Source organism: Gordonia sp. LMA167 (assembly GCF_058130025.1).
This window is the reverse complement of sequence record NZ_CM176708.1, coordinates 476,561-500,634: the sequence shown is the minus strand read 5'-3', so window position 1 is coordinate 500,634 and position 24,074 is coordinate 476,561. Positions and strand designations below refer to the sequence as shown.

At 66.6% G+C, this 24,074-nt stretch carries 21 protein-coding genes; 14 read left to right on the top strand and 7 right to left on the bottom strand.

All coding sequences use genetic code 11. The annotated features are described in order from the left end of the window. Positions 1–2: 2 nt before the first annotated feature. The 5 genes from ACVT6V_RS02290 (at position 3) to ACVT6V_RS02270 (ending at position 6,822) form a co-directional block, all read left to right on the top strand. The gene (locus ACVT6V_RS02290) at positions 3–1,646 is read left to right on the top strand and encodes an ATP-binding protein (protein ID WP_489898194.1); all 1,644 of its coding nucleotides are present in this window, start codon (positions 3–5) and stop codon (positions 1,644–1,646) included. Further along, on the top strand, positions 1,636–2,304 hold the full coding sequence (locus ACVT6V_RS02285) for a response regulator (protein WP_489898193.1): 669 nt from the start codon (positions 1,636–1,638) through the stop codon (positions 2,302–2,304). Before ACVT6V_RS02290 ends, ACVT6V_RS02285 begins: the two co-directional genes overlap by 11 nt. 97 nt (positions 2,305–2,401) lie before the next feature. Continuing rightward, complete coding sequence (gene nhaA / locus ACVT6V_RS02280) at positions 2,402–4,234, top strand: Na+/H+ antiporter NhaA (RefSeq protein WP_489898192.1); 1,833 nt, start codon at positions 2,402–2,404, stop codon at positions 4,232–4,234. A 220-nt stretch (positions 4,235–4,454) separates the two neighbouring features. Then, positions 4,455–5,756 carry a TrpB-like pyridoxal phosphate-dependent enzyme gene (locus ACVT6V_RS02275; RefSeq protein ID WP_489898191.1) on the top strand — a complete coding sequence of 434 codons (1,302 nt, stop codon included), beginning with the start codon at positions 4,455–4,457 and terminating at the stop codon, positions 5,754–5,756. Between the two features lie 334 nt (positions 5,757–6,090). Next, positions 6,091–6,822, top strand: a complete 732-nt coding sequence (locus tag ACVT6V_RS02270; protein WP_489898190.1) for a DUF429 domain-containing protein — start codon at positions 6,091–6,093, stop codon at positions 6,820–6,822. Here the strand turns inward: ACVT6V_RS02270 and ACVT6V_RS02265 are convergent. Together ACVT6V_RS02265 and ACVT6V_RS02260 are read right to left on the bottom strand one after the other, a co-directional pair. Continuing rightward, positions 6,819–7,394 carry a GNAT family N-acetyltransferase gene (locus ACVT6V_RS02265; protein ID WP_489898189.1) on the bottom strand — a complete coding sequence of 192 codons (576 nt, stop codon included), beginning with the start codon at positions 7,392–7,394 and terminating at the stop codon, positions 6,819–6,821. The genes ACVT6V_RS02270 and ACVT6V_RS02265 overlap by 4 nt on opposite strands. Before the next feature lie 53 nt (positions 7,395–7,447). Further along, positions 7,448–8,416, bottom strand: coding sequence for an NAD(P)-dependent alcohol dehydrogenase (locus ACVT6V_RS02260; RefSeq protein WP_489898188.1), 969 nt, complete (start codon positions 8,414–8,416; stop codon positions 7,448–7,450). A 134-nt stretch (positions 8,417–8,550) separates the two neighbouring features. On the opposite strand from ACVT6V_RS02260, the gene ACVT6V_RS02255 reads away from it, so the two are divergent. After that, positions 8,551–9,192 carry a TetR/AcrR family transcriptional regulator C-terminal domain-containing protein gene (locus ACVT6V_RS02255; protein WP_489898187.1) on the top strand — a complete coding sequence of 214 codons (642 nt, stop codon included), beginning with the start codon at positions 8,551–8,553 and terminating at the stop codon, positions 9,190–9,192. A 55-nt stretch (positions 9,193–9,247) separates the two neighbouring features. Here the strand turns inward: ACVT6V_RS02255 and ACVT6V_RS02250 are convergent, their stop codons facing one another. From ACVT6V_RS02250 to ACVT6V_RS02240, 3 genes are all read right to left on the bottom strand, one after another. After that, complete coding sequence (locus ACVT6V_RS02250; protein ID WP_489898186.1) at positions 9,248–10,072, bottom strand: alpha/beta fold hydrolase; 825 nt, start codon at positions 10,070–10,072, stop codon at positions 9,248–9,250. Positions 10,073–10,195: 123 nt separating this feature from the next. After that, positions 10,196–11,188 carry a GlxA family transcriptional regulator gene (locus tag ACVT6V_RS02245; protein ID WP_489898185.1) on the bottom strand — a complete coding sequence of 331 codons (993 nt, stop codon included), beginning with the start codon at positions 11,186–11,188 and terminating at the stop codon, positions 10,196–10,198. A 56-nt stretch (positions 11,189–11,244) separates the two neighbouring features. Further along, positions 11,245–11,853: a TetR/AcrR family transcriptional regulator gene (locus ACVT6V_RS02240; protein WP_489898184.1), complete on the bottom strand. Its 609-nt coding sequence runs from the start codon at positions 11,851–11,853 to the stop codon at positions 11,245–11,247. A 172-nt stretch (positions 11,854–12,025) separates the two neighbouring features. On the opposite strand from ACVT6V_RS02240, the gene ACVT6V_RS02235 reads away from it, so the two are divergent. The 6 genes from ACVT6V_RS02235 to ACVT6V_RS02210 all read left to right on the top strand — a co-directional run bounded on the left by ACVT6V_RS02235 (position 12,026) and on the right by ACVT6V_RS02210 (position 20,492). Then, a complete protein-coding gene (locus tag ACVT6V_RS02235; RefSeq protein ID WP_489898183.1) occupies positions 12,026–12,961 on the top strand; it encodes a hydroxymethylglutaryl-CoA lyase in 936 nt (311 codons plus the stop codon). Positions 12,962–13,207: 246 nt separating this feature from the next. Beyond that, positions 13,208–14,170, top strand: coding sequence for a formylglycine-generating enzyme family protein (locus ACVT6V_RS02230; protein WP_489898182.1), 963 nt, complete (start codon positions 13,208–13,210; stop codon positions 14,168–14,170). Further along, positions 14,167–16,095 carry a DNA topoisomerase (ATP-hydrolyzing) subunit B gene (gene gyrB, locus ACVT6V_RS02225; protein WP_489898181.1) on the top strand — a complete coding sequence of 643 codons (1,929 nt, stop codon included), beginning with the start codon at positions 14,167–14,169 and terminating at the stop codon, positions 16,093–16,095. Before ACVT6V_RS02230 ends, gyrB begins: the two co-directional genes overlap by 4 nt. Positions 16,096–16,599: 504 nt before the next feature. Then, the gene (locus tag ACVT6V_RS02220; RefSeq protein WP_489900688.1) at positions 16,600–17,373 is read left to right on the top strand and encodes a GntR family transcriptional regulator; all 774 of its coding nucleotides are present in this window, start codon (positions 16,600–16,602) and stop codon (positions 17,371–17,373) included. A gap of 92 nt (positions 17,374–17,465) precedes the next feature. After that, the gene (locus tag ACVT6V_RS02215) at positions 17,466–18,839 is read left to right on the top strand and encodes an arylsulfatase (protein ID WP_489898180.1); all 1,374 of its coding nucleotides are present in this window, start codon (positions 17,466–17,468) and stop codon (positions 18,837–18,839) included. A gap of 135 nt (positions 18,840–18,974) precedes the next feature. Further along, complete coding sequence (locus ACVT6V_RS02210; RefSeq protein WP_489900687.1) at positions 18,975–20,492, top strand: SulP family inorganic anion transporter; 1,518 nt, start codon at positions 18,975–18,977, stop codon at positions 20,490–20,492. 87 nt (positions 20,493–20,579) lie between these two features. On the opposite strand, the gene ACVT6V_RS02205 is transcribed toward ACVT6V_RS02210, so the two are convergent. Both ACVT6V_RS02205 and ACVT6V_RS02200 read right to left on the bottom strand, forming a co-directional pair. Next, a complete protein-coding gene (locus ACVT6V_RS02205) occupies positions 20,580–20,915 on the bottom strand; it encodes a DUF202 domain-containing protein (RefSeq protein ID WP_489898179.1) in 336 nt (111 codons plus the stop codon). Further along, positions 20,912–21,295, bottom strand: coding sequence for a YidH family protein (locus ACVT6V_RS02200; RefSeq protein WP_489898178.1), 384 nt, complete (start codon positions 21,293–21,295; stop codon positions 20,912–20,914). Before ACVT6V_RS02200 ends, ACVT6V_RS02205 begins: the two co-directional genes overlap by 4 nt. A gap of 258 nt (positions 21,296–21,553) precedes the next feature. Here ACVT6V_RS02200 and ACVT6V_RS02195 point away from each other — a divergent pair, with 258 nt between their 5' ends. Both ACVT6V_RS02195 and ACVT6V_RS02190 read left to right on the top strand, forming a co-directional pair. After that, positions 21,554–23,035, top strand: a complete 1,482-nt coding sequence (locus ACVT6V_RS02195) for an ABC transporter substrate-binding protein (RefSeq protein WP_489898177.1) — start codon at positions 21,554–21,556, stop codon at positions 23,033–23,035. Between the two features lie 72 nt (positions 23,036–23,107). Continuing rightward, a complete protein-coding gene (locus ACVT6V_RS02190; RefSeq protein WP_489898176.1) occupies positions 23,108–24,022 on the top strand; it encodes an ABC transporter permease in 915 nt (304 codons plus the stop codon). Positions 24,023–24,074: the final 52 nt, after the last annotated feature.

The window sequence follows — 24,074 nt, the reverse complement described above, 5'->3', positions numbered from 1 at the left end:
GAATGCGATTGCGAACGCAGGTACTGCTCCTGCAACTCGCCGTCATCGCGGTCAGCCTTGCCGTCGGTTTCGGGCTGGTGATCTCGGGCTCCGACGACCGGGTCCGCGACGAATACGCGCAGCGGGCACTCGCCATCGCGCAATCCGTCGCCGCCGACTCCGAGGTCCAAGCCGAGGTCGCCACACATCAGGGAGCCGTCCTCGACCCGGCAGCACTGGCGGCCGGGCCGCTGCAGGCCGAGGCGCTCGCGGTCCAGCGGCGCACGGGTGCGCTGTTCGTCGTCATCGGCAACGACCAGGGGTTGCGTCTGGCACACCCGGAACCCGCCGAACTGGGCAAACGGGTCTCCACCGATCCGTCGAACGCGCTGGCGGGGAGCGAGGACGTGAGCACCGACCGGGGGACGCTCGGCGAGTCGGTCCGTGCGAAGGTTCCCGTGTTCGACGGCGGACGGGTCATCGGGTTCGTCAGCGTCGGGGTATCGACGACACGTCTGGCCACCGACACGCGACGCGACATCATCACCACGATTCTCATCGCGCTGGGGGCGCTGGCGGTGGGGGCGGTCGGCTCGGTTCTGCTCGCGCGGCGCTGGCGCCGGCTGACTCTCGGCCTCGAGCCCGACGAACTGCTCGAACTGGTCCGCGAACAGGGTGCCGTGCTGCACTCGATGGCCGACGGAGTGCTCGCCGTCGATGCCACCGGGATCGTCCGCGTCGCCAACGACACCGCGCTGCGCCTGCTCGACCTCACCGACCCGGTGGGCGCCCCGATCGACGAGCTGGGACTGACACCGCGGGTACGCGGGGTCCTCGACACCCCGACCGCCGAACCGATCGCGGCGACCGTCGGTGACCGCGTGGTGCTCGTCAGCTCGCACGCCGCCGAGGCCGATGGACGCGACCTCGGGATGGTGCTGTCGGTGGTGGACCGCACCGACGTCGAACATCTCACCCGGGAGGTCGATTCCATCCGATCGATGAGTACCGCGTTGCGTGCCCATCGGCATGAGACGGCCAATCGCATGCATGTGCTGGCCGGGCTGCTGCGCCGGGGCAACACCACCGAAGCGATCTCCTACCTGGACGAACTCACCGGGGCCGGTGCGCGGGGTGCCCAGCTCGCCGGGCTCGACAACGTCGGCGAACCGCACCTGCAGGCGTTTCTCGACGCCAAGGCCGCTCACGCGCGAGAACGCGCGGTCACCCTGCGGCTGGGCGACCAGACCTGGGTGCAGGGCGCGCTGCGCGATCCCGTCGTGGTGACCACGGTGCTGGGCAATCTGGTCGACAACGCGATCGACGCCTGCGCCGACGGCACGCGCGCCGGGATCGTCGAGGTCGAACTGATCACCGACGGCGACGACCTGCTGATCACGGTGGCCGACTCCGGTCCGGGCATCTCGTTCGACGACCCGTCGCTGATCTTCGACGAGGGCGTCACCACCAAGGCCGACCCGGGTGTCCCCGGTGGGCGCGGAATGGGTCTGGCATTGTCGAGACAGATCGCGCGTCGGGTCGGGGGCGACATCTGGGTGGCCGACGCAGGCGGTCGGGATGCCGCGGACCCGGGCGGCGCCGTGCTGGTGGCCCGACTCCCCGACGTGATGGACGACGGAACGGAGAACGACAGCGATGACCGATGACCTGGGCGTACTCATCGTCGACGACGACTTCCGCGTGGCCGCGTTGCACGCCGGCATCGTCGACGCCGTTCGCGGCTTCCGTGTCGTCGACCGGGCCGGCAGCGTAGCCGCCGCGCGTGCCGCGATGGTCAACCACGGCAGCGCGATCGACCTGGCCCTTCTCGACGTCTACCTCCCGGACGGCTCCGGAATCGATCTGGTCTCCGAGTTACCTTGCGACGCAATCATCGTCGGCGCCGAGACCGATTCCCAAGCGGTCCGCACCGCGATGCGGGCGGGTGCGCTCGCCTACTTGATCAAACCCTTCGACGACACCGAGCTCGCGCGACGTCTCGCCGGCTATGCGCAGTACCGACGTGTCCTGACCGCTGACACCGTCGATCAGCACGCGGTCGACGCCGCGCTCTCGGCATTGCGGTTCGGGACACGCGGATCGGATCGGCCCGACGTCGGGTCGCAGACCGAACGTCTCATCCTCGAACTGTTCTCGACCGAGGACGGTCCCTTGTTCGCCGACCAGGTCTCTGCTGCTGTCGGTGTGTCCGCTGCGACGGCCCGTCGACACCTGGCTCATCTCGTGTCGTCGGGACGGCTGACAATGACGCTGCAGTACGGGAGTACCGGACGGCCGCGGCAGGAGTATCGGTTGTCGGGCTGATCCCTCGTGGAATGCGGACTGCCGCCTCGTTGTCATTGATGAGCGAGCGGAGCCGACTCGGGTCGGGCAATGTGGTCCGTGCGGAAGGAGATCGCCGATGGTCGCGTACGCACGGAGGGCCGGTGACTGGGTTCGCACCGAGACCGGGAGCGCCGCGCTTCTCGTCCTGATCACCCTCGTCGCCTTGATCTGGGCCAACTCCACGATGGGCGACACCTACAGCGAGTTCTGGCACACGGAGTTGGGCGTCAGCTTTGGCGAGCACGGCTACGAGATGTCGCTGCAGCACTGGATCAACGACGGCCTGATGGTGTTGTTCTTCTTCGTGATCGGCCTCGAGGTGCGACAGGAATTCGCGGTCGGGACGTTGCACGATCGCAGCCGCGCGTGGGTGCCGTTGGTGGCCGGGCTCACCGGCGTGGTGGTCCCCGCCATGATCTACCTGCTGATCGCCGGCCGCGACGCCGCAAGTGGGTGGGGTGTGGTGGTCGGGACGGACACCGCGTTCCTACTGGGCGCGCTCGCGATCATCGGTCCGCGGATGTCCAACCAGCTCCGCGTGTTCTTGCTGACGCTGTCGGTCGTCGACGACTTCCTCGCCGTCGCCATCATCGGCATCGTCTACTCCGATGAACTCGACATCGTGCCGCTGGTGATCGCTCTCGCCAGTCTCATCGGGCTGTGGATGCTGTCGCGGACGACGGTGTGGCGCAGCTCGCCGTACGTGGCGCTCGTCGTGGTCGGGTGGGCGGCGACGCTCGCATCCGGGGTTCACCCGTCGCTGTTCGGGATGGTCGCGGGCCTGCTGGTGCCCGCGCAGGCGACCCAGCGCGGCCACGTCGAGAGCGCCAAGATCCTGTTCCGGGACTACTGGCAGTCGCCGCAGGCGACCGTCGCGCGGACCGCACGACGCGGGCTGGCGCGCTCGATCTCGGTCAACCAGCGGCTCCACGACGTGTTGCGCGGGCCGGTCTCGCTGTTCGTCGTACCGACGTTCGCCCTGGCCAATGCGGGTATCGCACTCGGCGGCGGGGTGTTGGCCGACGCGTTCACCTCCACCATCACCTGGGGTGTTGCCGTAGGTCTCGTGGTCGGCAAGTTCGTCGGTATCACGGTGGGGGCGTGGCTGGCGATCCGCGCCGGGCTTGGGCGGTTGCCGCAGGGGGTGGGCCCGGGCAGTCTGCTCGGCGGTGCGGCGCTGTCGGGCATCGGGTTCACGGTGTCGCTGCTCATCGTCGGGCTCGCCTTCACGGAGGGGGATGAGGCCGCGGAGGCGACCGTCGGCGTGCTGGTCGCGATGGTGCTGGCGGCGAGCCTCGGATGGCTCATCTTCACCCGCGCGCGCGTGAAGTGGGGCGAGACGTCGGCGGACCTGCCGGTGACGCTGGACCCGCCGGTGGACCCGGCGACGGACCACATCCGGGGGCGCGTCGACGCCCCGCTGACCGTCGTCGAGTTCATGGACTTCGAGTGCCCGTTCTGTGCGCGCACGACCGGAATGTTCAACGACGTGCACGCGCATTTCGGCGACGACATCAAGTACGTGGTGCGACATCTGCCGATCTACGAGTACCACCCGCACGCCTATCTCGCGGCGACCGCGGCCGAAGCGGCAGGCGAACAGGGGAAGTTCTGGGAGATGCACGATCTGTTGTTCGCGAACCAGGCCGAACTCGAGTCCGACCATCTACTCGGCTACGCCGAGCGACTCGGTCTGGACATGAACCGCTTCATCGTGGACCTGGAGAGCGAGGAGATCGCGGTACGGATCACCGCGAACGAACAGAGTGCCGTGATGAGCGGAGCCCGCGGCACGCCGACGTTCTTCTTGAACGGGCAACGTCATCTCGGTTCGCACGATGCCCGGACCGTCATCGCGGCGCTCGAGGCGAAACAGAACGAGCAGTCGGCGGCCCGGCGGAGGTCGTAGGGGGTGGTGGACGCCGCCGGTTGATCGTCGATAAGCGGCTCGGCTCGCGCCGCCACCTCCTGTTGATCGAGTAGGCACCGAGCCCCCCAAGGGCGAGGCGCCGTATCGAGATCACGGCGCTCGGTCTCGATACGCTCGCTCGTTCCTCGCGGGCTACTCGACCAGCAGAATGGCTCGGCTTCTCGATTGGCCGATGTGGCCACCAACTATTCTGTCTGCCATGACGCTGAACGTGGACGCCACCAATCCGGATCTGGTCACCGTCGGGGTGCCCACGCACTGGTACAACCTCGCGGCCGAGCTCGATGAGCCGATCCCGCCGCACCTGCACCCCGGCACCAAGGAACCCGTGGGACCCGACGACCTCGTCGCGCTGTTCCCGGCCGGCCTGATCGCCCAAGAGGTCTCCACCGAGCCCTACATCGAGATCCCGGAACCGGTGCGTGAGATCTACCGCATGTGGCGGCCGTCGCCGCTGATCCGGGCGCGCCGATTCGAGGAGGCCCTGAACACCAAGGCCCGCATCTACGTCAAGTACGAGGGCGTGAGCCCGGTCGGCAGTCACAAGACCAACTCCGCGGTCGCGCAGGCCTACTACAACAGCGTCGACGGCGTGCGGAAACTGACCACGGAGACCGGGGCCGGGCAATGGGGCAGTGCGCTCGCCTTTGCCGGGGCGCAGTTCGGCATCGACGTCGAGGTGTGGCAGGTCCGCGCCTCCTACGATTCGAAGCCGTACCGCGGCCACCTGATCCGGACCTACGGCGGCACGCTGCACCCGTCGCCGTCGGATCTGACGGAGTCGGGACGGGCGATGCTGGCCAAGGACCCGAATACCACGGGAAGCCTGGGCATGGCCGTCAGTGAGGCGGTCGAGGTGGCTGCCGGTGATCCCGACACCCGATACGCGTTGGGCAGCGTGCTCAATCACGTTGTGCTGCATCAGAGCGTGATCGGGCAGGAAGCGGTCGACCAGCTCAACGCCGTCGAATCCGGCGGCGCCGATGTGGTGTTCGGTTGTGCCGGCGGCGGTTCCAATCTGGCCGGGCTGTCGTTCCCTTTCCTGCGGGAGAAGATTCACGGCCGGGCGAACCCGCGGATCGTCGCGGCCGAGCCGGCGGCATGCCCGTCCATCACCCAGGGGGAGTACCGCTACGACCACGGCGACGTCGCGGGCCTGACCCCACTGCTCAAGATGCACACGCTCGGTATGGATTTCGTGCCCGACCCGATTCACGCCGGTGGTCTGCGCTATCACGGCATGGCCCCGGCGCTGAGCCACACCGTCGAACTCGGACTCGTCCAGGGTGTCGCGATCACCCAGCACGACGCGTTCTCGGCCGGTGTGCAGTTCGCCCGGACCCAGGGCATCGTGCCCGCGCCGGAGTCGACCCACGCCATCGCGGCGTGCGCCGCGCATGTCGCCGATTCTGACAAGGAGGAGGTGGTGGTGATCGGGTTGTCGGGACACGGCCAGCTCGATCTGCCCGCCTACGCCGAGTTCCTCGACGGGAGGTTCTGAGGGGTAACGCATCCCGGTTCTTGTGGGGTGGCCATCCGGGCCCTGAGTAGCGAGCGTTCCCCACCCGGTCCCTGAGGAGCGAGCTCGCGAGGGTTCTCCACCCGGTCCCTGAGGAGCGAGCTTGCGAGCGTCACGAAGGGCCGCCCTTCGTGACGGTCCTCCGCTAGCGCTCCGGACCTCCTCAGGGATCGGTGAGGACCCCCGGGGTACCTCGATCCCATGGATCGGTGAGGACCCCCCGGGGTACCTCAATCCCAGGGATCGGTGAGGAATCCCCGGGGTACCTCAATCCCAGGGATCGGGGTATCCATCACGGCAACGAAGGGTCGGCCACATGCGCACTGTCGGTATCGATCTCGCGGCATCACCGAAGCTGACCGCGGTCGCGGTGATCGACTGGTCGTCGGACGCGGCGACGGTCACCGAGTTGTCCGTGCCGGCCGACGACGCCCGGATTCGGGAACTCGTCTCCGGTGCTGACCGGATCGGCATCGACGCACCGTTCGGTTGGCCGGATGCTTTCGTGGATTTCGTTGTCGCACAACACCGCGGTGAGCTGGCCGCCGGTCGCGCTCTGGACGACATCGACCATCGGCGACCGCTGGCATACCGACGCACAGACCACATCGTCGTCGAGTCGAAGTGGGGTCGTCCGCTCAGCGTCTCCGCGGATCAGATTGCGCACGTGGCGTTCCGCTGCGCTGGCCTGCTGGCCGACCTCGGGATCGCCGACCGTGTTGATGGCCGGGCCGTGGAAGCGTACCCCGCTGCCGCGTTGAAGAAGTGGGGGCTGACCGCGCGCGGCTACAAAGGCGTCCGACACCGGGAGGTGTTGGTGGCCCTCGGGGACAGCCTGAGTGAGGCTGCACCGTGGCTCGACCTCGGCCACCATCGCGATCTTCTCGCCCGCGACGACAACGCGTTCGACGCCGTCATCACCGCGCTCATCGCGCGGGCCGCTGCGTTGGGCCGCACACATCTGCCGGAGGCGTCAGACCACGAGGTGGCCGCGCGCGAAGGGTGGATTCACGTGCCGGACTGCGGACTCGGTGAGCTGGTGGACTAGCGCAGGTCGAGTCGCATCAGCACGCGCGGAAACCGGTTGAGTACCGACGTGGTGTCGGCCGCCCACTCGAAACCGGCGTCCTCGAACAGTTTTCGCGTGCCAACGTATGCCATCGTGAGATCCACCTTCTCACCGCGGTTGTCCACCGGGTAGCCTTCGATCGCCGGTGCCCCGTTGTCCCGGGCGAACTCGACGGCCCCGGCCAACAATGCGTGCGAGATGCCCTGCTTGCGGTGTCCGGGCCGGACACGGATGCACCACACCGACCACACGTCGAGGTCGTCGACGTGGGGGATCTTGCGATTGGTGGCGAACGTCGTGTCCGACCGAGGCGCGACCGCCGCCCAACCGACCACCTCATCGGCGTCGTCGTAGGCGAGCACGCCGAGTGGAATCCCGCTCTGGCAGAGCTTCTTCACGTAGGCGCCGCGCTCGTGTCGCGCGAGTTCGCGGTTGAGCTTGTTGGGAATCCGATAGCTCAGACACCAGCAGACATTGGAATCCGGCTTCTTGGGCCCGACCATGGTGGCGATGTCATCGAATACGGTCGCGGGCCGAACGGCGATGGGCATGCGTCCACCATGATCGGAACCGGACACGCGCGCAAGACCGGTGAGCGGGATGGTCAGATCGAGACCGACAGCTTGCCGCGGACATGCCCATCGGTGAGGTAGTCCATCGCCTTGGCCGCCTCCGGCAGTGCGAATGTCCGATCCAGGGTGGGACGTAGGGTGCCGGCGTCGACCATGGACGCCAGCTCGGCCATGTCGTCGGCGCTCTCCTTGGCGATGACGCCGACAAGTCGGTGCTTGACGAACAGCGACAGCAGCATGGCGCCGAGCTGACGCTGAATCCCACCCGTCAGGTTTCCGCCGCCCTCGCCACCGACGATGACGAGGGTGCCGCGCGGCGTCAGCAGTTGTCGCAGTGCCGACACGCGCCGGTTGCCGGCGATATCGAGGATGACGTCGAACGGACCGGCGGAGGCGTCGATGTCGTTGTGGGTGTAGTCGATCACCTGCTGTGCACCCAGCGACCTCACCCAGTCGGCTTTCGGCCCACTCGCCACGGCGACCACGGCGGCGCCGAACGTCGTGGCGATCTGCACGGCGTACGAGCCGACACCGCCGGACGCGCCGATCACCAGCACACGGTCGCCGGCCTTCACCCGGCCTGCATCACGCACCGCCTGCAGGGTGGTGAGTCCCGACACCGGCAGCACGGCAGCCTCCTCGAAGGTGACACCTGCGGGCTTGCGGGCCAGGCGCTTGACCGGTACCACCGCGAATTCGGCCATCGACCCGTTGGCCGTGCCGATTACCTCATCTCCCACCGACCAGCCGTCGACGCCGGGGCCGATCTCCGCGACGACGCCGGCCAGGTCACGTCCGAGGACCACCGAGCGCGGCCGTCGGATGCCGAGGACGAGCCGAGCAAGGTAGGGCGTGCCGGTCATCAGGTGCCAGGTGCCACGGTCGATGCCGGCAGCGTGCACCCGGACCAGAACCTCGCCCTGCCGGGGTGCGGGCCGATCGACCTCGCCCAGGTGCAGGCATTCGCTGCTGCCGTACTCGACCCGAGTCATTGCTTTCATCGTCTCTCCAAACCTTACGTTGTAAGTGAGTTCTCCTACACGGTAGGCTTACGGCGTAAGAGAGTCAAGGGTTCGAATCAGATCAGTCAGGAGTGCAGCGCGTGCCGGGAAAACCCCGATCACCCAGAGCGACCATGCTCAGTCGTGCGGCCATCGTGGCAGCGGGAATCGAGATCGCCGACGCCGACGGCTTGGGTGCGGTGACGATGCGTTCGGTCGCACGCAAGCTCGACGTCGAGGCCATGTCGCTCTATCACCACGTGGCGAACAAGGAGGCGATGCTCGACGCGATGGTCGACGCGGTGTTCGACGAGTTTCACCAGCCTGTCGTCGGCAACGATTGGGCCGACGAGATGCGTCGGCGGTCACGGTCGGCACGAGAGGTGCTCAAACGCCACGCGTGGGCGGTGGGGTTGATGGATTCGCGCCGCAATGCGGGTTTCGTGACGCTGCAGCACCACGATGCCGTCCTTGGCTGCCTGCGCGAAGCCGGGTTCTCGATCATGTTGGCCGGGCATGCCTTCGCACTGCTCGATGCGCACCTGTACGGGTTCCTGATCCAGGAGATCGCATTGCCGTTCACCGGGGAGGAGGACCTCGCCGAACTCGGGCATCAGATGATGGAGGCACTCCCGGAGGGGACCTTGCCCTACTTCCGGGAGTTCACCCTCGAACGGGCGCTGCAACCGGGGTATTCGTTCGGAGATGAGTTCGACGTCGGACTCGATCTCATCATCGAGGGACTCGCCGCGCGATCGGCAGCCGAAAAGGGCTGAGGCGTAACGCGATATCGGCTCCGCCCACGGGAACCGTGAGCGGAGCCGACGTACATCAGCTCTGGAAGAACTCCAGCATGTCGGCGTTGATCGTCGCCGCCTCGGTGGTCGGCATCCCGTGCGGGAATCCGGGGTAGGTCTTGAGCGTGCTGTTCGGCAGCAGTTCGGCCGAGCGCACGCCGGTGTTCTCATACGGCACCACTTGGTCGTCCTCGCCGTGCAGCACCAGTGCCGGGATGGTGATCTTCGTGAGGTCGTCGGTGAAATCGGTTTGCGAGAAGGCGACCACGCCGTCGTGGTGGGCCTTGACGCCGCCCATCATGCCCTGGCGCCACCAGTTGGCGATGACCCCTTCGGACGGCTCGGCGCCGTCGCGGTTGTAACCGTAGAACGGGCCCTCGGCGAAGGTCCGGAAGAAGTCGGCACGCCGGGTGGCCACCTGCACCTGGATGTCGTCGAACGCCTCCTTGGGGATCCCGCCCGGGTTGGCGTCGGTTTTGACCATGATGGGCGGCACCGAACTGATCAGCACCGCCTTGGCCGCACGATCCTGGCCGTGGCGGGCCAGATAGTGGGCCACCTCGCCGCCACCGGTCGAGTGCCCGACGTGAATCGCGTCAGACAGATCCAGGTGCGTGACAACGGCCGCCAGATCGTCGGCGTAGTGGTCCATGTCGTGGCCGTCGGCGACCTGGGTGGAACGGCCGTGACCGCGGCGGTCATGCGCCACGACGCGGTAGCCGTGCTGGAGGAAGAACATCATCTGGGTGTCCCAGTCATCGGACGACAGTGGCCAGCCGTGACTGAACACGATCGGCTGGCCGCTGCCCCAGTCCTTGTAGAAGATTTCGACACCGTCCGATGTGGTGATGGTGGGCATGGGCGCTCCTTCGCGGGGGATGAGGGGATGACCGGCACGTTCAGTGTGCGCCCGGATCGTCGGGAACGGTCCCACCGGCTGCGACACAAATACCCCGATTTGCGACATGCCGTGGGGAGACGGTCAGACGGCGACCATTCGGGTGGAGGAGAACCGCTGCTGATATTTGCGCGGCGAGATGCCGATGCGCGCGACGAATGCCCGTCGCATCACCTCGGAGCTGCCGTAGCCGGCGGCGTGCGCCGCGGCCGTCACCGTGAATCCGGCGTGCAACCTGTCCCGCGCCATCGCGAACCGGGCGTCGGCGACGTATCCCGCCGGCGTGGTGCCGAGTTCCTCGCGGAACAGCCGGGTCAGTTGACGGGCACTGACGTTCGCGTGTGCTGCGAGACCCGCAACCGTGTGCCCGATGTGCAGGTTGCCGTGGATGTGGTCGGTCACCTTGCGCACCAGACTCGTCCGCGGTGTCGGCCCGGACAGTGACGATGAGAACTGCGACTGCCCACCGCCGCGTTGCATGTACACGAGCAATCCCTGCGCGGTCTGCCGCGCCACCTCGGCGTCGTGATCCTCTTCCACCAGCGCCAGACTCAGATCGATGCCGGCGACCACACCCGCCGAGGTGTAGAGGCATCCGTCGCGCACATAGATGGCATCCGGGTCCACCCGGATGCCGGGATAGCGATGGGCGAGGTCGGCGGTGAATTTCCAGTGGGTGGTCGCCGACCGACCATCGAGCAGCCCCGCCTCGGCGAGCACGAACGAACCGGTGCACACCGATGCGACCCGCCGGCTACGCGACGCCAGATCCGACACCGCCGCCACCAGTTCGGCCGTGACGAACAGTGGTGGCGCCATCTCGCTGCCGGCGACCACGACGGTGTCGAAATACCCTGAGTCCGTGACCCGTTCGGTGCTCACACGCACACCTATCGAGGTGGTCACGTCGCCGCCGCTCGGCGACATGACCACGACCTCGTAATCACCGCCGAACTGGTTGGCCTCCGCGAAGACGTCCGCCGGTCCGGAGAAGTCGAGCATCTTCACGCCATCGAACACGACGAAGCCGATACGTCGCTTTTCCTGCCGCGGCACCGGCGAATCGACTGCCTTCATAGGAGTCAATCTATGCGTTCGCGGGATGTGAATGCAGATGGCCGCCGTGGATCAGATCAGCTTGCGGTCCGCGTACCGTACACGGTGCGATACCAGATTGCGGTGAGTACGTCGATCGCCGTGTCGTCATCGGGGCGTGCCACGTCGCGATCCCCGCCGGCCGCCAGCCACGTCCAACAATTCGATTCCAGCGTGGACACGAGGGCCGATGCCAGAGCATCCAGCGGGAGGCCGATGCGATATCCCGCGTGGTCGGCGCTGTGCAGGCCGACCACAATCTGTCGTATGCCCGAGGCCCGATTCTCTTGCCATCGTCGACGGTAGCTGTCGTCGAGCATCGACATCTGGAACAGGCCGATCATCTCTGGCAGGTACTTCTTGTAAGTCGTCCAGTATGCGGACACAGCAGCGCGCACACCGGACTCGGGATCGGGGGATTTGCTGCTCAGCGAACCCTCGACGACTTCGGCTGTGAACTGGTCGAGAAGCGCTTCGAGCAGTTGCTCCTTGTTGTCGTAGTAGTTGTAGAACGAACCGGCCGACCGTCCGGCGGCCTGCGCGATGTCCGAGATCTTGGTGTTGAGGTAGCCCTTCTCGGCGAAGGTCCGACGCGCCGCGTCGAGAAATGCCGCTTCGGTCCGGCGGCCTTTTGTGGTCGGTGGCACGCGTCTGGCCTCATCTCGCGTGGTTGGTGGATGGGCGGATGTCGCTCCTCCTGGGTGAATTATGCATCCTCGAAGCTCAACGGATGTTGATGAGATTTCGAATCTGAATCCGCCCGCTGGGATGGGTGAGCTGGCGGCGAGCGCGGGCCCGTGCCTTCGGTAAGGTGACCTCATGAGCGTGGCAGACCCGATCATTCATGAGGTCACCATCGTCGAGGTCGCGCCTCGGGACGGACTGCAGAACGAAAAGGTGGAGCTGTCCACCGGTCAAAAGCTCGAATTGGTGCAGCGCGCAGTGCGATTCGGTGCTCGTAACGTCGAGGTGACGAGCTTCGTCCATCCGAGAAAAGTGCCTGCGATGGCCGACGCCGAAGACCTGGTGGGCCTGCTGCCCACGAACGACGGCATCACCTACAGCGCTCTGGTGCTCAACGAGCGCGGGCTGGACCGGGCGATCGCGGCCGGGGTCACCGAGATCAATGCCGTCGTTCACTGCACGGACACGTTCAGCGGGCGCAATCAGGGCACCGATGTCGACGGCGGCGTGGAGATCTGGCGGCGAATCGCACGGACCGCGCGAACCGCCGGGATCACGGCCAACCTGACCATCGCCGTCGCGTTCGGCTGCCCCTTCGAGGGTGAGGTACCCGTGACGCGGCTCCGATCCATCCTCGAGCGCGTGCTGGATGAACCCCCCACGGAACTGTCCTTGGCCGACACCATCGGAGTGGCGGTGCCGAAAGATGTCCGCGAACGCTTCGCCGTCGCAGCCGATCTGGTGCCGCAGGGCCTGCCGCTGCGGGCCCACTTCCACGACACCCGCAGCTGCGGCATCGCGAATGCACTGGCCGCGGTCGAGTCCGGGGTGAGCATCCTCGACGCCAGTCTCGGGGGCATCGGCGGATGCCCGTTCGCACCCAACGCGACCGGCAACATCGCCACCGAAGACCTCGTCTACGCCCTGGATCGCTCCGGGATCTCCCACGGTCTCGACGCATCATCGCTCAAGGAGGCCGGGGAGTGGCTCGAGCACGTCTTCGACCGCCGGCTCCCGGCGATGGTGTTGCACGCGGGTGGCTTCCCCACGCCTGCTGGTGCAAAGGGCTGATCCGGCGGGCTACTCCGGCCGTCTGAAGTCACCCCGCAGCTGGGTTGGGGCGCCGCCGGATGCCTTCCGGGGTGGGCTCACTGACAAGGTGAGGTGCGGACAGAGTAGGTGACGCCTCCGACGTCGGTGGCGTAACGGGACCGATTTCGCCGCCGCCGGCCCCGCTGCCTGGAGTTTCGAGGTGCAGCCAGGTGGCGTAACACTGTGTAAAACGCCGAAGGGCATTTCCCTTGGCAGCATGGGCGCATGTTGTTGACGCAGCCGCAGGCACCCGCCGCGCGCAAGGGGATGACCTGGGTTCCGGGCGGCACCTACTGGATGGGCTCCGAGGATTTCTATCCGGAGGAGCGCCCGGTCCATCAGGTGTCGGTCGACGGTTTCTGGATGGACACCCACCCGGTCACCGTCGCCCAGTTCCGCCGGTTCGTGAAGGCGACCGGCCATCTCACCACTGCCGAATGCGAGCCCGACCCTGCCGATTTCCCGGATGCCGATCCGGGACTGCTCGTGCCAGGATCGATGGTCTTCACGCCGCCGTCCGGACCGGTGCCGCTCGACGATTACCGCCGCTGGTGGTCGTATGTGCCCCACGCGAGCTGGCGCCATCCCGAAGGCCCGGGGAGCAACCTGGGCGAGCGGAATCACCATCCGGTCACCCATGTCTCCTACCTCGATGCGTGCGTCTATGCCGAGTGGGCGGGCAAGGCGATTCCGACGGAGGCGGAATGGGAGTTCGCGGCACGCGGAGGTCTCGACCGCGCCCGGTATGTCTGGGGCGACCACGACGAACCGCATGGGCGCCCCGGCGGCAACGTGTGGCAGGGCCAATTCCCTTGGCAGAATCTGGAAACCGATGGTTACGCGGGAACCTCGCCGGTCGGGCGATACCGTCCAAATGGCTACGGCCTGTTCGACATGGCAGGCAACGTGTGGGAGTGGACCTGCGATCATCACACCGCCAGCCACGCCGCCGGGGACAAGAACGTCGCACCGGCGAGCAGCTGCTGTATCCCACGTAACCCGGTCCAGCAGAACAGGGTCGACGACGGCGGGAGGTATCCGCGGCGCGTGGTGAAGGGGGGATCGCACCTCTGTGCGCCGAACTACTGCAACCGCTACCGGCCGGCCGCACGGCAGGGACACACCGATGACGCGTCGACCGGACACATCGGATTCCGGTGCATCATCCGTGAAGGCGACGCCCGATGACCACCACCGCCGCCGGATACGGCGCCGACTCCATCACCATCCTCGAAGGGCTCGACGTCGTCCGGAAACGTCCCGGCATGTACATCGGTTCCACCGGCAGCCGCGGACTGCACCACATGCTGTGGGAGGTGATCGACAACGGCGTGGATGAGGCGATGGCCGGTCACGCCACCCGGGTCAGCGTGCGGCTCCTCGCGGATGGCGGCGCCGAGGTCACCGACAACGGCCGCGGCATTCCGGTCGACATGCACGCCAGCGGGATACCGACCGTCGACGTCGTGATGACCCAGCTGCACGCGGGTGGCAAGTTCGAGGCCGACGGTGGTGCCTACGCGGTCTCCGGCGGCCTGCACGGCGTGGGGGTATCGGTGGTCAACGCGTTGTCCACGAGACTCGAGGTCGAGGTCGCCCGCGACGGCCACCGCTGGTACCAGACCTACGATCACTCTGTCCCCGGCACGCTGCGTCGTGGCGAGCCCACCGCGGAGACCGGCACGACAGTCAGGTTCTGGCCGGACCCCGATATCTTCGAGACGGTTCATCTCGATGTGGAAACCGTTGCCCGGAGGCTGCAGGAAATGGCCTTTCTCAACAGCGGCCTCGAGATCCTCCTGTCCGACAACCGAACCGACGAGCAGCCCCGTCGTTACCACTATCCCGGCGGCCTGCGTGAGTTCGTCGGCCACATCAACCGGACGAAGCAGCCCCTTCATCCGACCGTCATCGGCTACACCGGAACCGGAACCGGCTACGAGGTCGAGGTGGCGCTGCAGTGGAACGATGGCTATGCCGAATCGGTCCACACCTTCGCCAACACCATCAACACCCCCGAGGGCGGCGTGCACGAGGAAGGCTTCCGGGCGGCGCTCACCGCCGTCGTCAACCGGCATGCCCGGGCCTCGAAGGTGCTGAAGGACAAGGACCCCAATCTGTCCGGCGATGATATCCGCGAAGGGCTCGCGGCAGTGGTCTCGGTCAAGGTCGCCGATCCGCAGTTCGAGGGCCAGACGAAGACCCGGCTCGGCAACAGCGAGATCCGGTCGTTCGTGCAGAAGGTGTGCCACGAACGGCTCACCGACTGGTTCGACGCACATCCGGCCGAGGGCAAGGCGATTGTCAGCAAGGCGGCGTCGTCGGCGCAGGCGCGAATGGCCGCACGCCGGGCGCGGGAGCTGGTGCGCCGCAAGACCGCCGGTAGCCTCGGCGGTCTTCCCGGAAAGCTGGCGGACTGCCGCAGCAATGACGCGGAGCGTTCCGAGATCTTCATCGTGGAAGGCGATTCCGCCGGAGGCTCGGCGAAGTCCGGTCGTGATTCGATGTATCAGGCGATCCTGCCGATCCGCGGCAAGATCATCAACGTCGAGAAGGCACGCATCGACCGGGTGCTGAAGAACACCGAGGTGCAGTCGATCATCACCGCCTTCGGCACCGGTATCCACAACGAGTTCGACATCACCAGGCTGCGCTACCACAAGATCGTGCTGATGGCCGACGCCGACGTCGACGGTCAGCACATCTCGACGCTGCTGCTGACGCTCCTGTTCCGTTTCATGCGTCCGCTGATCGAACACGTGCACGTCTACCTGGCACAACCTCCGCTGTACAAGCTGAAATGGCAAAAGACACAACCGGAATACGCCTACTCCGACCGGGAGCGTGATCTGCTGCTCGAACGAGGACGATCTGCGGGTCGAAGAATCGATCGGGACAGCGGTATTCAACGCTACAAAGGTCTCGGCGAGATGAACGCCAAGGAACTCTGGGAGACGACGATGGACCCTGCGGCCCGCGTGCTACGGCAACTCACCCTCACCGATGCCGCCATCGCCGACGAACTCTTCTCGATCCTGATGGGCGAGGACGTCGAGGCGCGTCGCAGCTTCATCACCCGCAACGCCGGCGACGAGAGGTTCCTCGACATCTGAGTGGTTGCGTCCACCGAAATCAGCGCCCCCTTCGCCACACTCGCCGGCGAAGGGGGCGTCGTGGTGTGTGTGCCACCTGTTGGTGGAGTGGCGGCGAACGGAGTGAGTCGCGTATCGAAACCCGGTGCGGTGATCTCGATACGCTCCTCGCCTAGCGGCTCGGAGCTACTCGATCAGCGGGTGGGGGGTGGCGGGTTCGGGACTACTCGATCAGCGGGTGGGGGTGGCGGGTTCGGGACTACTCGATCAGCGGGTGGGGGGTGGCGGGTTCGGAGCTACTCGATCAGCGGGTGGGGGGTGGCGGGTTCGGGACCACTCGATCAGCGGGTGGCGTTTCTCGACCACCTGCGCCACAGGAAACGGCCTGGCCAGCGCATTCCTGCTGTTTCGGGTGGCGTAACTGGGGGATAATTCCCAGGCAAATCAGCGGGAATGTTCGCGAGGGAAGGTAGGACCATGACATCACGGCCACGGATTCCCCCGAAGGACTTCCCGCGCCCACCGATGCCCAAGTACGCGGGCACCCGCGAGGACGCGGCGCGCTGGGTGCGCGACGTCCTGCGGACCCAGATCCTCGACGGAGCGTTCGGCGGACTCGCTGCGCCTCGACCCATGCTGCCGCCGGAGAACGAGCTGGCCAAGGAGTGGGGTGTCAGCCGCAACGCGATCCGCGAGGCACTGGACCTGCTGCGGGCCGAAGGACTCATCACGCGGGTCCAGGGGGCCGGCACGTTCGTGACCGGCGCCAAGCTCAGGCAGCGCATCGATCGGCTCGAAGGTCTCGCGGAATCGCTTGCCGGACATCAGCTGACGGTCCAGAACAAGGTGCTCTCGGCCCGTGAGTCGACGGCCACGCCGTCGGTCGCCGACAAGCTGCAGATCCCCGAGGGCAGCCCGATCTTGTTTATCGAGCGTCTGCGGTCGGTGGCCAACGTTCCGCTCTCACTGGACACCACCTCGTTGCGGCCCGAGGCCATCGACGCCCTCGACGGTGCCAACCTGGCCGACGAGGACGTCTTCCGGCTCCTCGAGGACAAGCTCGGCGTCCGACTCGGCCAGGCCGAGAACACCGTCGAGGCCGTCGCCGCCGACAAGGGCACCGCCCGGCTGCTCGACATCCGGATCGGCGAGCCCGTGCTCCTACTGCATCGACTGTCGTACCTGGAGGACGGCACCCCGTTCGACCTGGAATCCGTTCGCTACCGCGGAGATCGGCTGTCGCTGGTCTCCGTCAACCCGAGAGTCAGGGTGTCGGAGGGCGACCCGGCCGACATCTGACATAACACTCCCACCAAGGTGCCGATAACTGTCGGCGCCTGTCCAAGCCATACCCCAAAGTGTCACCAACAGAAAGGAAGTGAGGCATAGCCATGCCCGCATCAAGCGCACAACCCAACATCGTGTACTTTCACGTCGACAATCTCGGGCTGGGGGAGCTCGGCTGCTACGGCGGCGGCATCCTGCGCGGCGCCGACACCAAGAACATCGACTCCTTCGCACAGGAGAGTCTCAAGCTGTCGCATTTTGTGGTCGAACCGCAGTGCACCCCAACGCGTTCCGCACTGATGACCGGTCGGTATCCGATCCGATCCGGCAACCACACGATCGCATTGGGTGGTAACGCGGGCGGCATCGTCGCGTGGGAACGGACCATGGGAGACATCCTCTCGGACGCCGGCTACGCGACCGCCTGCTACGGCAAGTGGCACATCGGGGCCGAAGACGGCCGCTGGCCGACCGATCACGGGTTCGACGAATGGTACGGACCGGCACGCACCTACGACGAATGCCTGTGGCCCGATGATCCCTGGTACTCCGGTGAACGCGACGGCTGGTCGTACATGTATGACGGCACCAAGTCCGGCGGTGTCCGTACCACCGACGAACAGCTCACCGTCGAACTGAAGGGTCGGATGGACGCCGAATACGATCGGCGCGCCAAGGAATTCATGGAACGCAGTGTGGCCGAGGACAAGCCGTTCTTCCTCTATCACAACCACTCGCTGCTGCACTTCCCGATCGAGGTCCGTGAGGAGTTCCGCGGCAAGAGCAGCAACGGCGCATGGGGCGACGCATTACTCATGCTCGACGCCGACTTCCAGAGCCTCCTCGACAAACTCGACGAACTCGGCATCGCCGACAACACCATCGTCGTGTTCGCCGGTGACAACGGACCCGAAGACCATCTCGCCGGACGGGGTACCGCCGGCTTCTTCGACGGCTCGTACTTCAGTTCCGCCGAGGGCGGGATCCGGACTCCGGCGATCATCCGGTGGCCCGGGCAGGTGGCCGCGCGGGAGAGCAACGAGATGGTCCATGTCACCGACATGTTCACCACGTTGCTGCGTTTCGCGGGTTGCGACACCCCGGACGACCGTCAGATCGACGGCATCGATCAGCGCGATTTCTTTCTCGGCGCAGAGGAATCCGCTCGTGAAGGCTGCATGGTGTGGCTCAACGACGAACTCCACGCGGTCAAATGGTCCCAGTTCAAGATCAGCTTCGTCCGTCAGCAGCACTTCCACGATCCGGAGATCCCCCTCGGCTTCGCCCGGATCATCAACCTGCTGGAGGACCCGAAGGAACGTGAACCGGTCAACCAGACCTTCGTCCGGTGGTGGGTCATGCAGCATGCGCACCGGATCATCCGCGAGCACGACGAGTCCGTCGAGCGGGAGGAACTGATCCCGCCCGGCGCGCCGCTCGACTTCGTCCCAGAACGCGCTGAGGTCGTGACGGTCTAGCACACGAGCGAGCACGCAGGCGCCGGTCGCCACGACCGGAGCCTGTGTGCTCGCGCCGTGTCGGCCGGCGTCGACCACCCGAGAGGAGACCTGATGAGTGTTGACACCCGCCCACGCGCTGACGTGCGGACCCAGATGTCGTCGGCGGTGGTGCGATCCGTCGCGGGGGTCCGCCGGTCGTCGACGATGACGGCCCTGCGCAGTCCGCGGCTGCTGCGGACCGAGGTCTTCGCGGGACTGGTGACCGCGCTCGCCCTGATCCCCGAGACGATCTCCTTCTCGTTGATCGCCGGCGTCGGACCTGCTGTCGGCCTGTTCACCTCCTTCATCTTCGCGATGACCATCGCCGTGGTCGGCGGCCGGCCGGCCATGATCTCGGCGGCAGCAGGTTCGGTTGCCCTGGTGGTGGCCCCCGTGGTTCACGACCACGGCGTCGACTACCTCATCGCGACCGTCATCCTGGCCGGGGTCCTGCAGGTGGCGATGTCGATGCTGGGAGTGGCGAAGCTGATGCGGTACATCCCCCACAGCGTGATGACGGGCTTCGTCAACGCGCTGGCAATCCTCATCTTCACCGCACAACTCCCGCATCTGATCGGGGTGCCGTGGCTGGTGTATCCGATGACGGCAGCGGGTCTGATCATGATGGTCTTGCTACCCAAGATCACGAACGTCATACCCGCGCCGCTGGTCGCCACGGCCATCCTCACCGTGATCGCGGTGGTGTTCGCCATCGGCGTCCCGCGGGTCGGTGATGAGGGGCAGGTGTCCTCGGACATGCCCACGCTGGGGATACCCGGCGTCCCGATGACCCTCGAGACGCTGCGGATCATCTTCCCGTACGCACTCGCAGTGGCGCTGGTCGGACTGCTCGAGTCGTTGATCACCGCCAAGCTCGTCGACGAGCTCACCGATACCCCGTCGGACCCGAAACGCGAGAGCTGGGGCCAGGGCGTCGGCAACCTCGTCACGGGGTTCTTCGGTGGCATGGGTGGCTGCGCGATGATCGGGCAGACGATGATGAACGTGAAGAGCGGTGGGCGGACCCGTGTCTCGACATTCGTCGCGGGTGGTGCCCTGCTGTGCCTCGTGCTGTTCTTCAGCCCGGCCCTTGCCGCGATCCCGATGGCCGCGCTCGTCGCTGTCATGGTGATGGTCTCCGCCGCCACGATGGACTGGCAGTCGATATCCCCGACGACGTTGCGTCGCATGCCGATCGGCGAATCGGTCACCATGCTGGCCACGGTCGCGGTGACCGTCGCGACACACAACCTGGCTTACGGGGTGATCGTCGGTGTGCTCTGCGCGATGGTGCTGTTCGTCGCGCGGGCAGCGGGCCGTGCCTCGATTGATGGCGACGTCGAGGTGCCGGATGGCGACGAGTCCGGGCCGGTCCGAACGTACCGGGTCACCGGCGACCTGTTCTTCGCGTCGAGCCACGGGCTCGTCGACCGCTTCGCCTACGCCGACGACCCGCCCCTGGTGATCATCGACTTCTCGGCGTCGCACGTGTGGGATGCCACGACCGTCGCGACCCTCGACGTCATCCGGGAGAAATACCGCGAGCACGGTACGGCCGTCCGTTTCGTCGGGCTCAACGCGGCGTCACAGGCGCTGCACACCCGCCTGTCGGGAGCGCTCGGGGACACCTGAGCGTCTCACCGTCCCTACGAGCAAGGCCCGGGCATCGATCCCTGTGATCGGTGCCCGGGCCTTTGTCTGTCGGAGGATCGCTGCAGGTCAGAGGGTGGCGGTGATGATGAGCAGCGCGGCGAGGGCGATCACGCCACCACCCGTCGCCATGATCAACCGCGGGTCCGAGATCGGGTACTGCAACGGACGTCGTGACAGCACCCGCGTCCGTCGCCGCCCGATCAGGTACACGGCGATGGCCAGGAGCGCCGCCATCGCCGCGGCAACCCAGCGCACCGCACTCCATGCGTCCGGATGACTGAGCACATCCCTTCCGGCGACCAGCACCCCGTTGGCGAGAACGGCCAGCGACGTGCGGGTCCAGGCGAGATGCGTACGCTCCGGCTGCAGGCCAGGATCGGCGGGCGGATGATGCGCGGTCATCCGTGGGTCACAGCGGACACGATCGCCATGATCACCGCGATCGACGCGATCGCGATCAGCACCACGGTCACGTAGGTGACGACACGCGGTCGGGGGAGCGGGAGGTCGCGACGCATCGCGTAGTCGTTGCTACGCCAACGGTGCAGTCCCCCTGCCGCGGTGATGATCGCGAGGACACCCAGCAGACCACCGAGACCGTACCGGATGACCGGATTGGCCGGGTCCGGAAGGAACTGAAGCACCGCCACCGACGCCGCGAGCAGACCCAGAGACGTTCGCTGCCAAGCGAGGAAGGTGCGTTCGTTGGCCAGCGTGAACCGGTAGTCGGGCTCGGTGACCGGGGCGTCGTCGCCGTCGGTCGTCGTCGTGCGGTCGTTCATGGGTTCCAGTGTCCCACGGGCGCTCGCGACGACCCTGCGACCATGGTGGCGTTATGGGCAATTCGGGCCTTCGTCGACCTTGTGGCGGATCAACACAGCAGCCGTGTCGGTCCGAAACATCTGTGCTGCAACGACTCCTGGAACAGCTGTGCTGGCCTCGGTCGAGTCGGGTGGACCGGCAAGCCTCTGACCAGGTGGCTTAACGGTGATGCAACGGTGAGTCGCGAAGATGTAACAGTTTGCTTCGACTCTTGAGTCATGCCCAAGAACACCACCTCGCGCAGCACCCGCCGGACGTCGACACGTCAGCGCAGCCGCGTCCGCGTCGCGATGGCCGCGACCACGGCGGCCGTCGCGTTGAGTTCTGCACTCACCGGTTGTGGGATGTTCGACTCCGATGCCGTCGTCGTCAACGTCGGCTACCAGTCGAAGACGATCAACACGGTCAACGCCGGCACCCTCATGCGTGACCGGGAGGCCTTCGAGGACGCGCTCGACGAGGCGGGTCAGAAGTCCGGCAAGCACTATCGCGTGGTGTGGCAGGACTTCTCGTCGGGCGCACCTCTCACGGCGGCGATGATCGCCTCGCATGTCGACATCGGCTCGATGGGCGACTACCCGCTGCTGACCAACGGGTCGAAGACCAAGAAATACGACGACGCCAAGACCGACTTCATCGCCACCACCGGCTACAACCTGCGCGGTTCGCTGAACCAGGTCGTGGTGCCGAACGGCTCGGCGGCCACCGACCTGGAGGATCTGCGCGGCAAGTCCGTGTCCACGAGCCTTGGTTCCGCGGGAGACGGGATGCTCTCCACCGCCCTGCAACAGGCCGGCATCAGCAAGGAGGACGTCCACGTCGCCAACCAGGACCCGTCGATCGGCGCCGCCGCGATCGAGGGCAAGCAGGTGGACGCCTTCGCCCAGTTCGTGCCGTGGCCGCAGCTGGTGATCTTCCGCAATCAGGGCCACCTGCTCTACGACGGAGGCGACAACGGGGTCCCGACATTCCATGGCGTCGTCGCGCGGAACCAGTTCGCCGACGAGCACCCGGAGGTGATGACGGCGTTCATGCAGGCCTTGCGGCAGACGACGGACTACATCACCGCGAACCCGATGCAGGCCGCGCTGCGGGTCAGCGCGATCACCGGGATCGAGCCGGAGGTGGTGTACCTCTACAACGGACCGAATGGTCTGGTCTCGTTCGATCCGACCATCAAAGAGCAGTTCGGCCCGGCGCTCGAGCAGGTGAAGAAGTACCTCGTCGGCCGAGGCGCGGTCGCCGCGGACTTCGACATCACGAAGTTCACCGACACCGACTACCTCCGCAAGCTGTACGGACCCGACTACGCGGCCAAGGCCGCCGACGTCGACAACCCGAGCCGGCTGAGCGGCACCGACGACCTGTGCGGGCTGCCGGTCTCCGATCCGGCGACGGCATCCGAGGTCTGGTTCGCCGGACAGCAGACGACCACGGTCGCGGCCACCCCGAGCTGCGCATTGCGGCGGATGGCCGACACCACGACCGACGTCCGCGCTGCCTACGTGCCCGACGCCGTCACCGCGACCAAGCTCTTCGCCTCCCACGCCACCTGGCTCGCCGACCTCGGCGCGCCGCCGTCGCAGCGCTATCTGCCCTTCGCCACGAAGGACGGCGCCGCGAAGTACCAGCAGACCCATCCCGGCCTGACCGAGGTCTCCTACGAGAGCGCCGTGTCGCAGTCGCGGTCCACCACCTGAGTCCGAACCCAACCCACCTGCCCCACCCACTCGGATCCGGCCCGACTCGGATTCCGTGAAAGGAGAACCACCATGGCGCACATGGCACCCACCCAGGATCGGCCGATCGCCGATCATGACCCCGCCGTCGCCACACAGGGAAGCGCCGCATCGCCCATCGCCGAGGACGCGAACGGGCAGCCCGGCGGCACGAGCCGGTCGTCGGCGAGACTGCGTCGCACCGCGATGGCGATCGGCCTGCCGCTGATCCCGATCGTCGCGTTCGTGGTGGTCTGGTATCTGCTCACCGCCAACGAGGTGGTCGCCTGGCTGCGGTTCAACCGGATGCCCACCCCGGGAGCGGTCCTCGACAGATTCGTCGAGCGACTGGGCAGCAGCGGCTACTACGCCGACCTGTTCGCCAGCCTGCAGCGAATCCTCGTCGGATTCGCGCTCGCCGCCATCGTCGGCATCGCCCTCGGCATGCTGATCGGGCGATCCGAGTTCGCGCGGAAGACGTTGCGGCCCTTCATCGAGATGGTGCGCCCGATTCCCGCGATCGCGCTGGTCCCGCTGACCATCCTGCTGTTCCCGTCCAGCGAGCAGGGCATCGTCTTCATCACCTTCTTCGCCGCGTTCTTCCCGGTGCTGGTCAGCACCATCCACGCGATGGACTCGCTGCCGAAGGTGTGGGAAGAGGCGGCCAAGACGATGGGTGCCGACCGGTGGACCATCCTGCGCAGCGTCGTGCTGCCGGGTGCCATGCCCGGCATCTTCGCCGGACTCTCCGTCGCGATGGGCGTCGCCTGGATCTGTGTGGTCAGCGCCGAGATGATCTCCGGCCAGTACGGCATCGGCTACTACACCTGGCAGTCCTACGGACTGCTCGACTACGCCGGGGTGGTCGTCGGCATGCTCTCGATCGGCGCGCTCGGACTGATCACCGCCTGGATCGTCGAGCTGATCGGTCGCCGCATCAACCACTGGCTGCCCCGGGCATCGCGATGAGGACCGACATCACGACCGACACCGTCCCGACCGACACTCGAAGGACCGACAC

Bases quoted from the DNA above. Each gene is read 5' to 3' on its own strand.
- ACVT6V_RS02265 (WP_489898189.1), bottom strand. From the start codon at position 7,394: ATGCCCATCGCCGTTCGGCCCGCGACCGTATTCGATGACATCGCCACC.
- gyrB (WP_489898181.1), top strand. From the start codon at position 14,167: ATGACCACCACCGCCGCCGGATACGGCGCCGACTCCATCACCATCCTC.
- ACVT6V_RS02200 (WP_489898178.1), bottom strand. From the start codon at position 21,295: ATGAACGACCGCACGACGACGACCGACGGCGACGACGCCCCGGTCACC.
- ACVT6V_RS02215 (WP_489898180.1), top strand. From the start codon at position 17,466: ATGCCCGCATCAAGCGCACAACCCAACATCGTGTACTTTCACGTCGAC.
- ACVT6V_RS02260 (WP_489898188.1), bottom strand. From the start codon at position 8,416: ATGAAAGCAATGACTCGGGTCGAGTACGGCAGCAGCGAATGCCTGCAC.
- ACVT6V_RS02195 (WP_489898177.1), top strand. From the start codon at position 21,554: ATGCCCAAGAACACCACCTCGCGCAGCACCCGCCGGACGTCGACACGT.
- ACVT6V_RS02275 (WP_489898191.1), top strand. From the start codon at position 4,455: ATGACGCTGAACGTGGACGCCACCAATCCGGATCTGGTCACCGTCGGG.
- ACVT6V_RS02230 (WP_489898182.1), top strand. From the start codon at position 13,208: ATGTTGTTGACGCAGCCGCAGGCACCCGCCGCGCGCAAGGGGATGACC.
- nhaA (WP_489898192.1), top strand. From the start codon at position 2,402: ATGGTCGCGTACGCACGGAGGGCCGGTGACTGGGTTCGCACCGAGACC.
- ACVT6V_RS02250 (WP_489898186.1), bottom strand. From the start codon at position 10,072: ATGCCCACCATCACCACATCGGACGGTGTCGAAATCTTCTACAAGGAC.
- ACVT6V_RS02255 (WP_489898187.1), top strand. From the start codon at position 8,551: ATGCTCAGTCGTGCGGCCATCGTGGCAGCGGGAATCGAGATCGCCGAC.
- ACVT6V_RS02220 (WP_489900688.1), top strand. From the start codon at position 16,600: ATGCCCAAGTACGCGGGCACCCGCGAGGACGCGGCGCGCTGGGTGCGC.
- ACVT6V_RS02210 (WP_489900687.1), top strand. From the start codon at position 18,975: ATGTCGTCGGCGGTGGTGCGATCCGTCGCGGGGGTCCGCCGGTCGTCG.
- ACVT6V_RS02285 (WP_489898193.1), top strand. From the start codon at position 1,636: ATGACCGATGACCTGGGCGTACTCATCGTCGACGACGACTTCCGCGTG.
- ACVT6V_RS02205 (WP_489898179.1), bottom strand. From the start codon at position 20,915: ATGACCGCGCATCATCCGCCCGCCGATCCTGGCCTGCAGCCGGAGCGT.
- ACVT6V_RS02290 (WP_489898194.1), top strand. From the start codon at position 3: ATGCGATTGCGAACGCAGGTACTGCTCCTGCAACTCGCCGTCATCGCG.
- ACVT6V_RS02190 (WP_489898176.1), top strand. From the start codon at position 23,108: ATGGCGCACATGGCACCCACCCAGGATCGGCCGATCGCCGATCATGAC.
- ACVT6V_RS02235 (WP_489898183.1), top strand. From the start codon at position 12,026: ATGAGCGTGGCAGACCCGATCATTCATGAGGTCACCATCGTCGAGGTC.
- ACVT6V_RS02245 (WP_489898185.1), bottom strand. From the start codon at position 11,188: ATGAAGGCAGTCGATTCGCCGGTGCCGCGGCAGGAAAAGCGACGTATC.
- ACVT6V_RS02270 (WP_489898190.1), top strand. From the start codon at position 6,091: ATGCGCACTGTCGGTATCGATCTCGCGGCATCACCGAAGCTGACCGCG.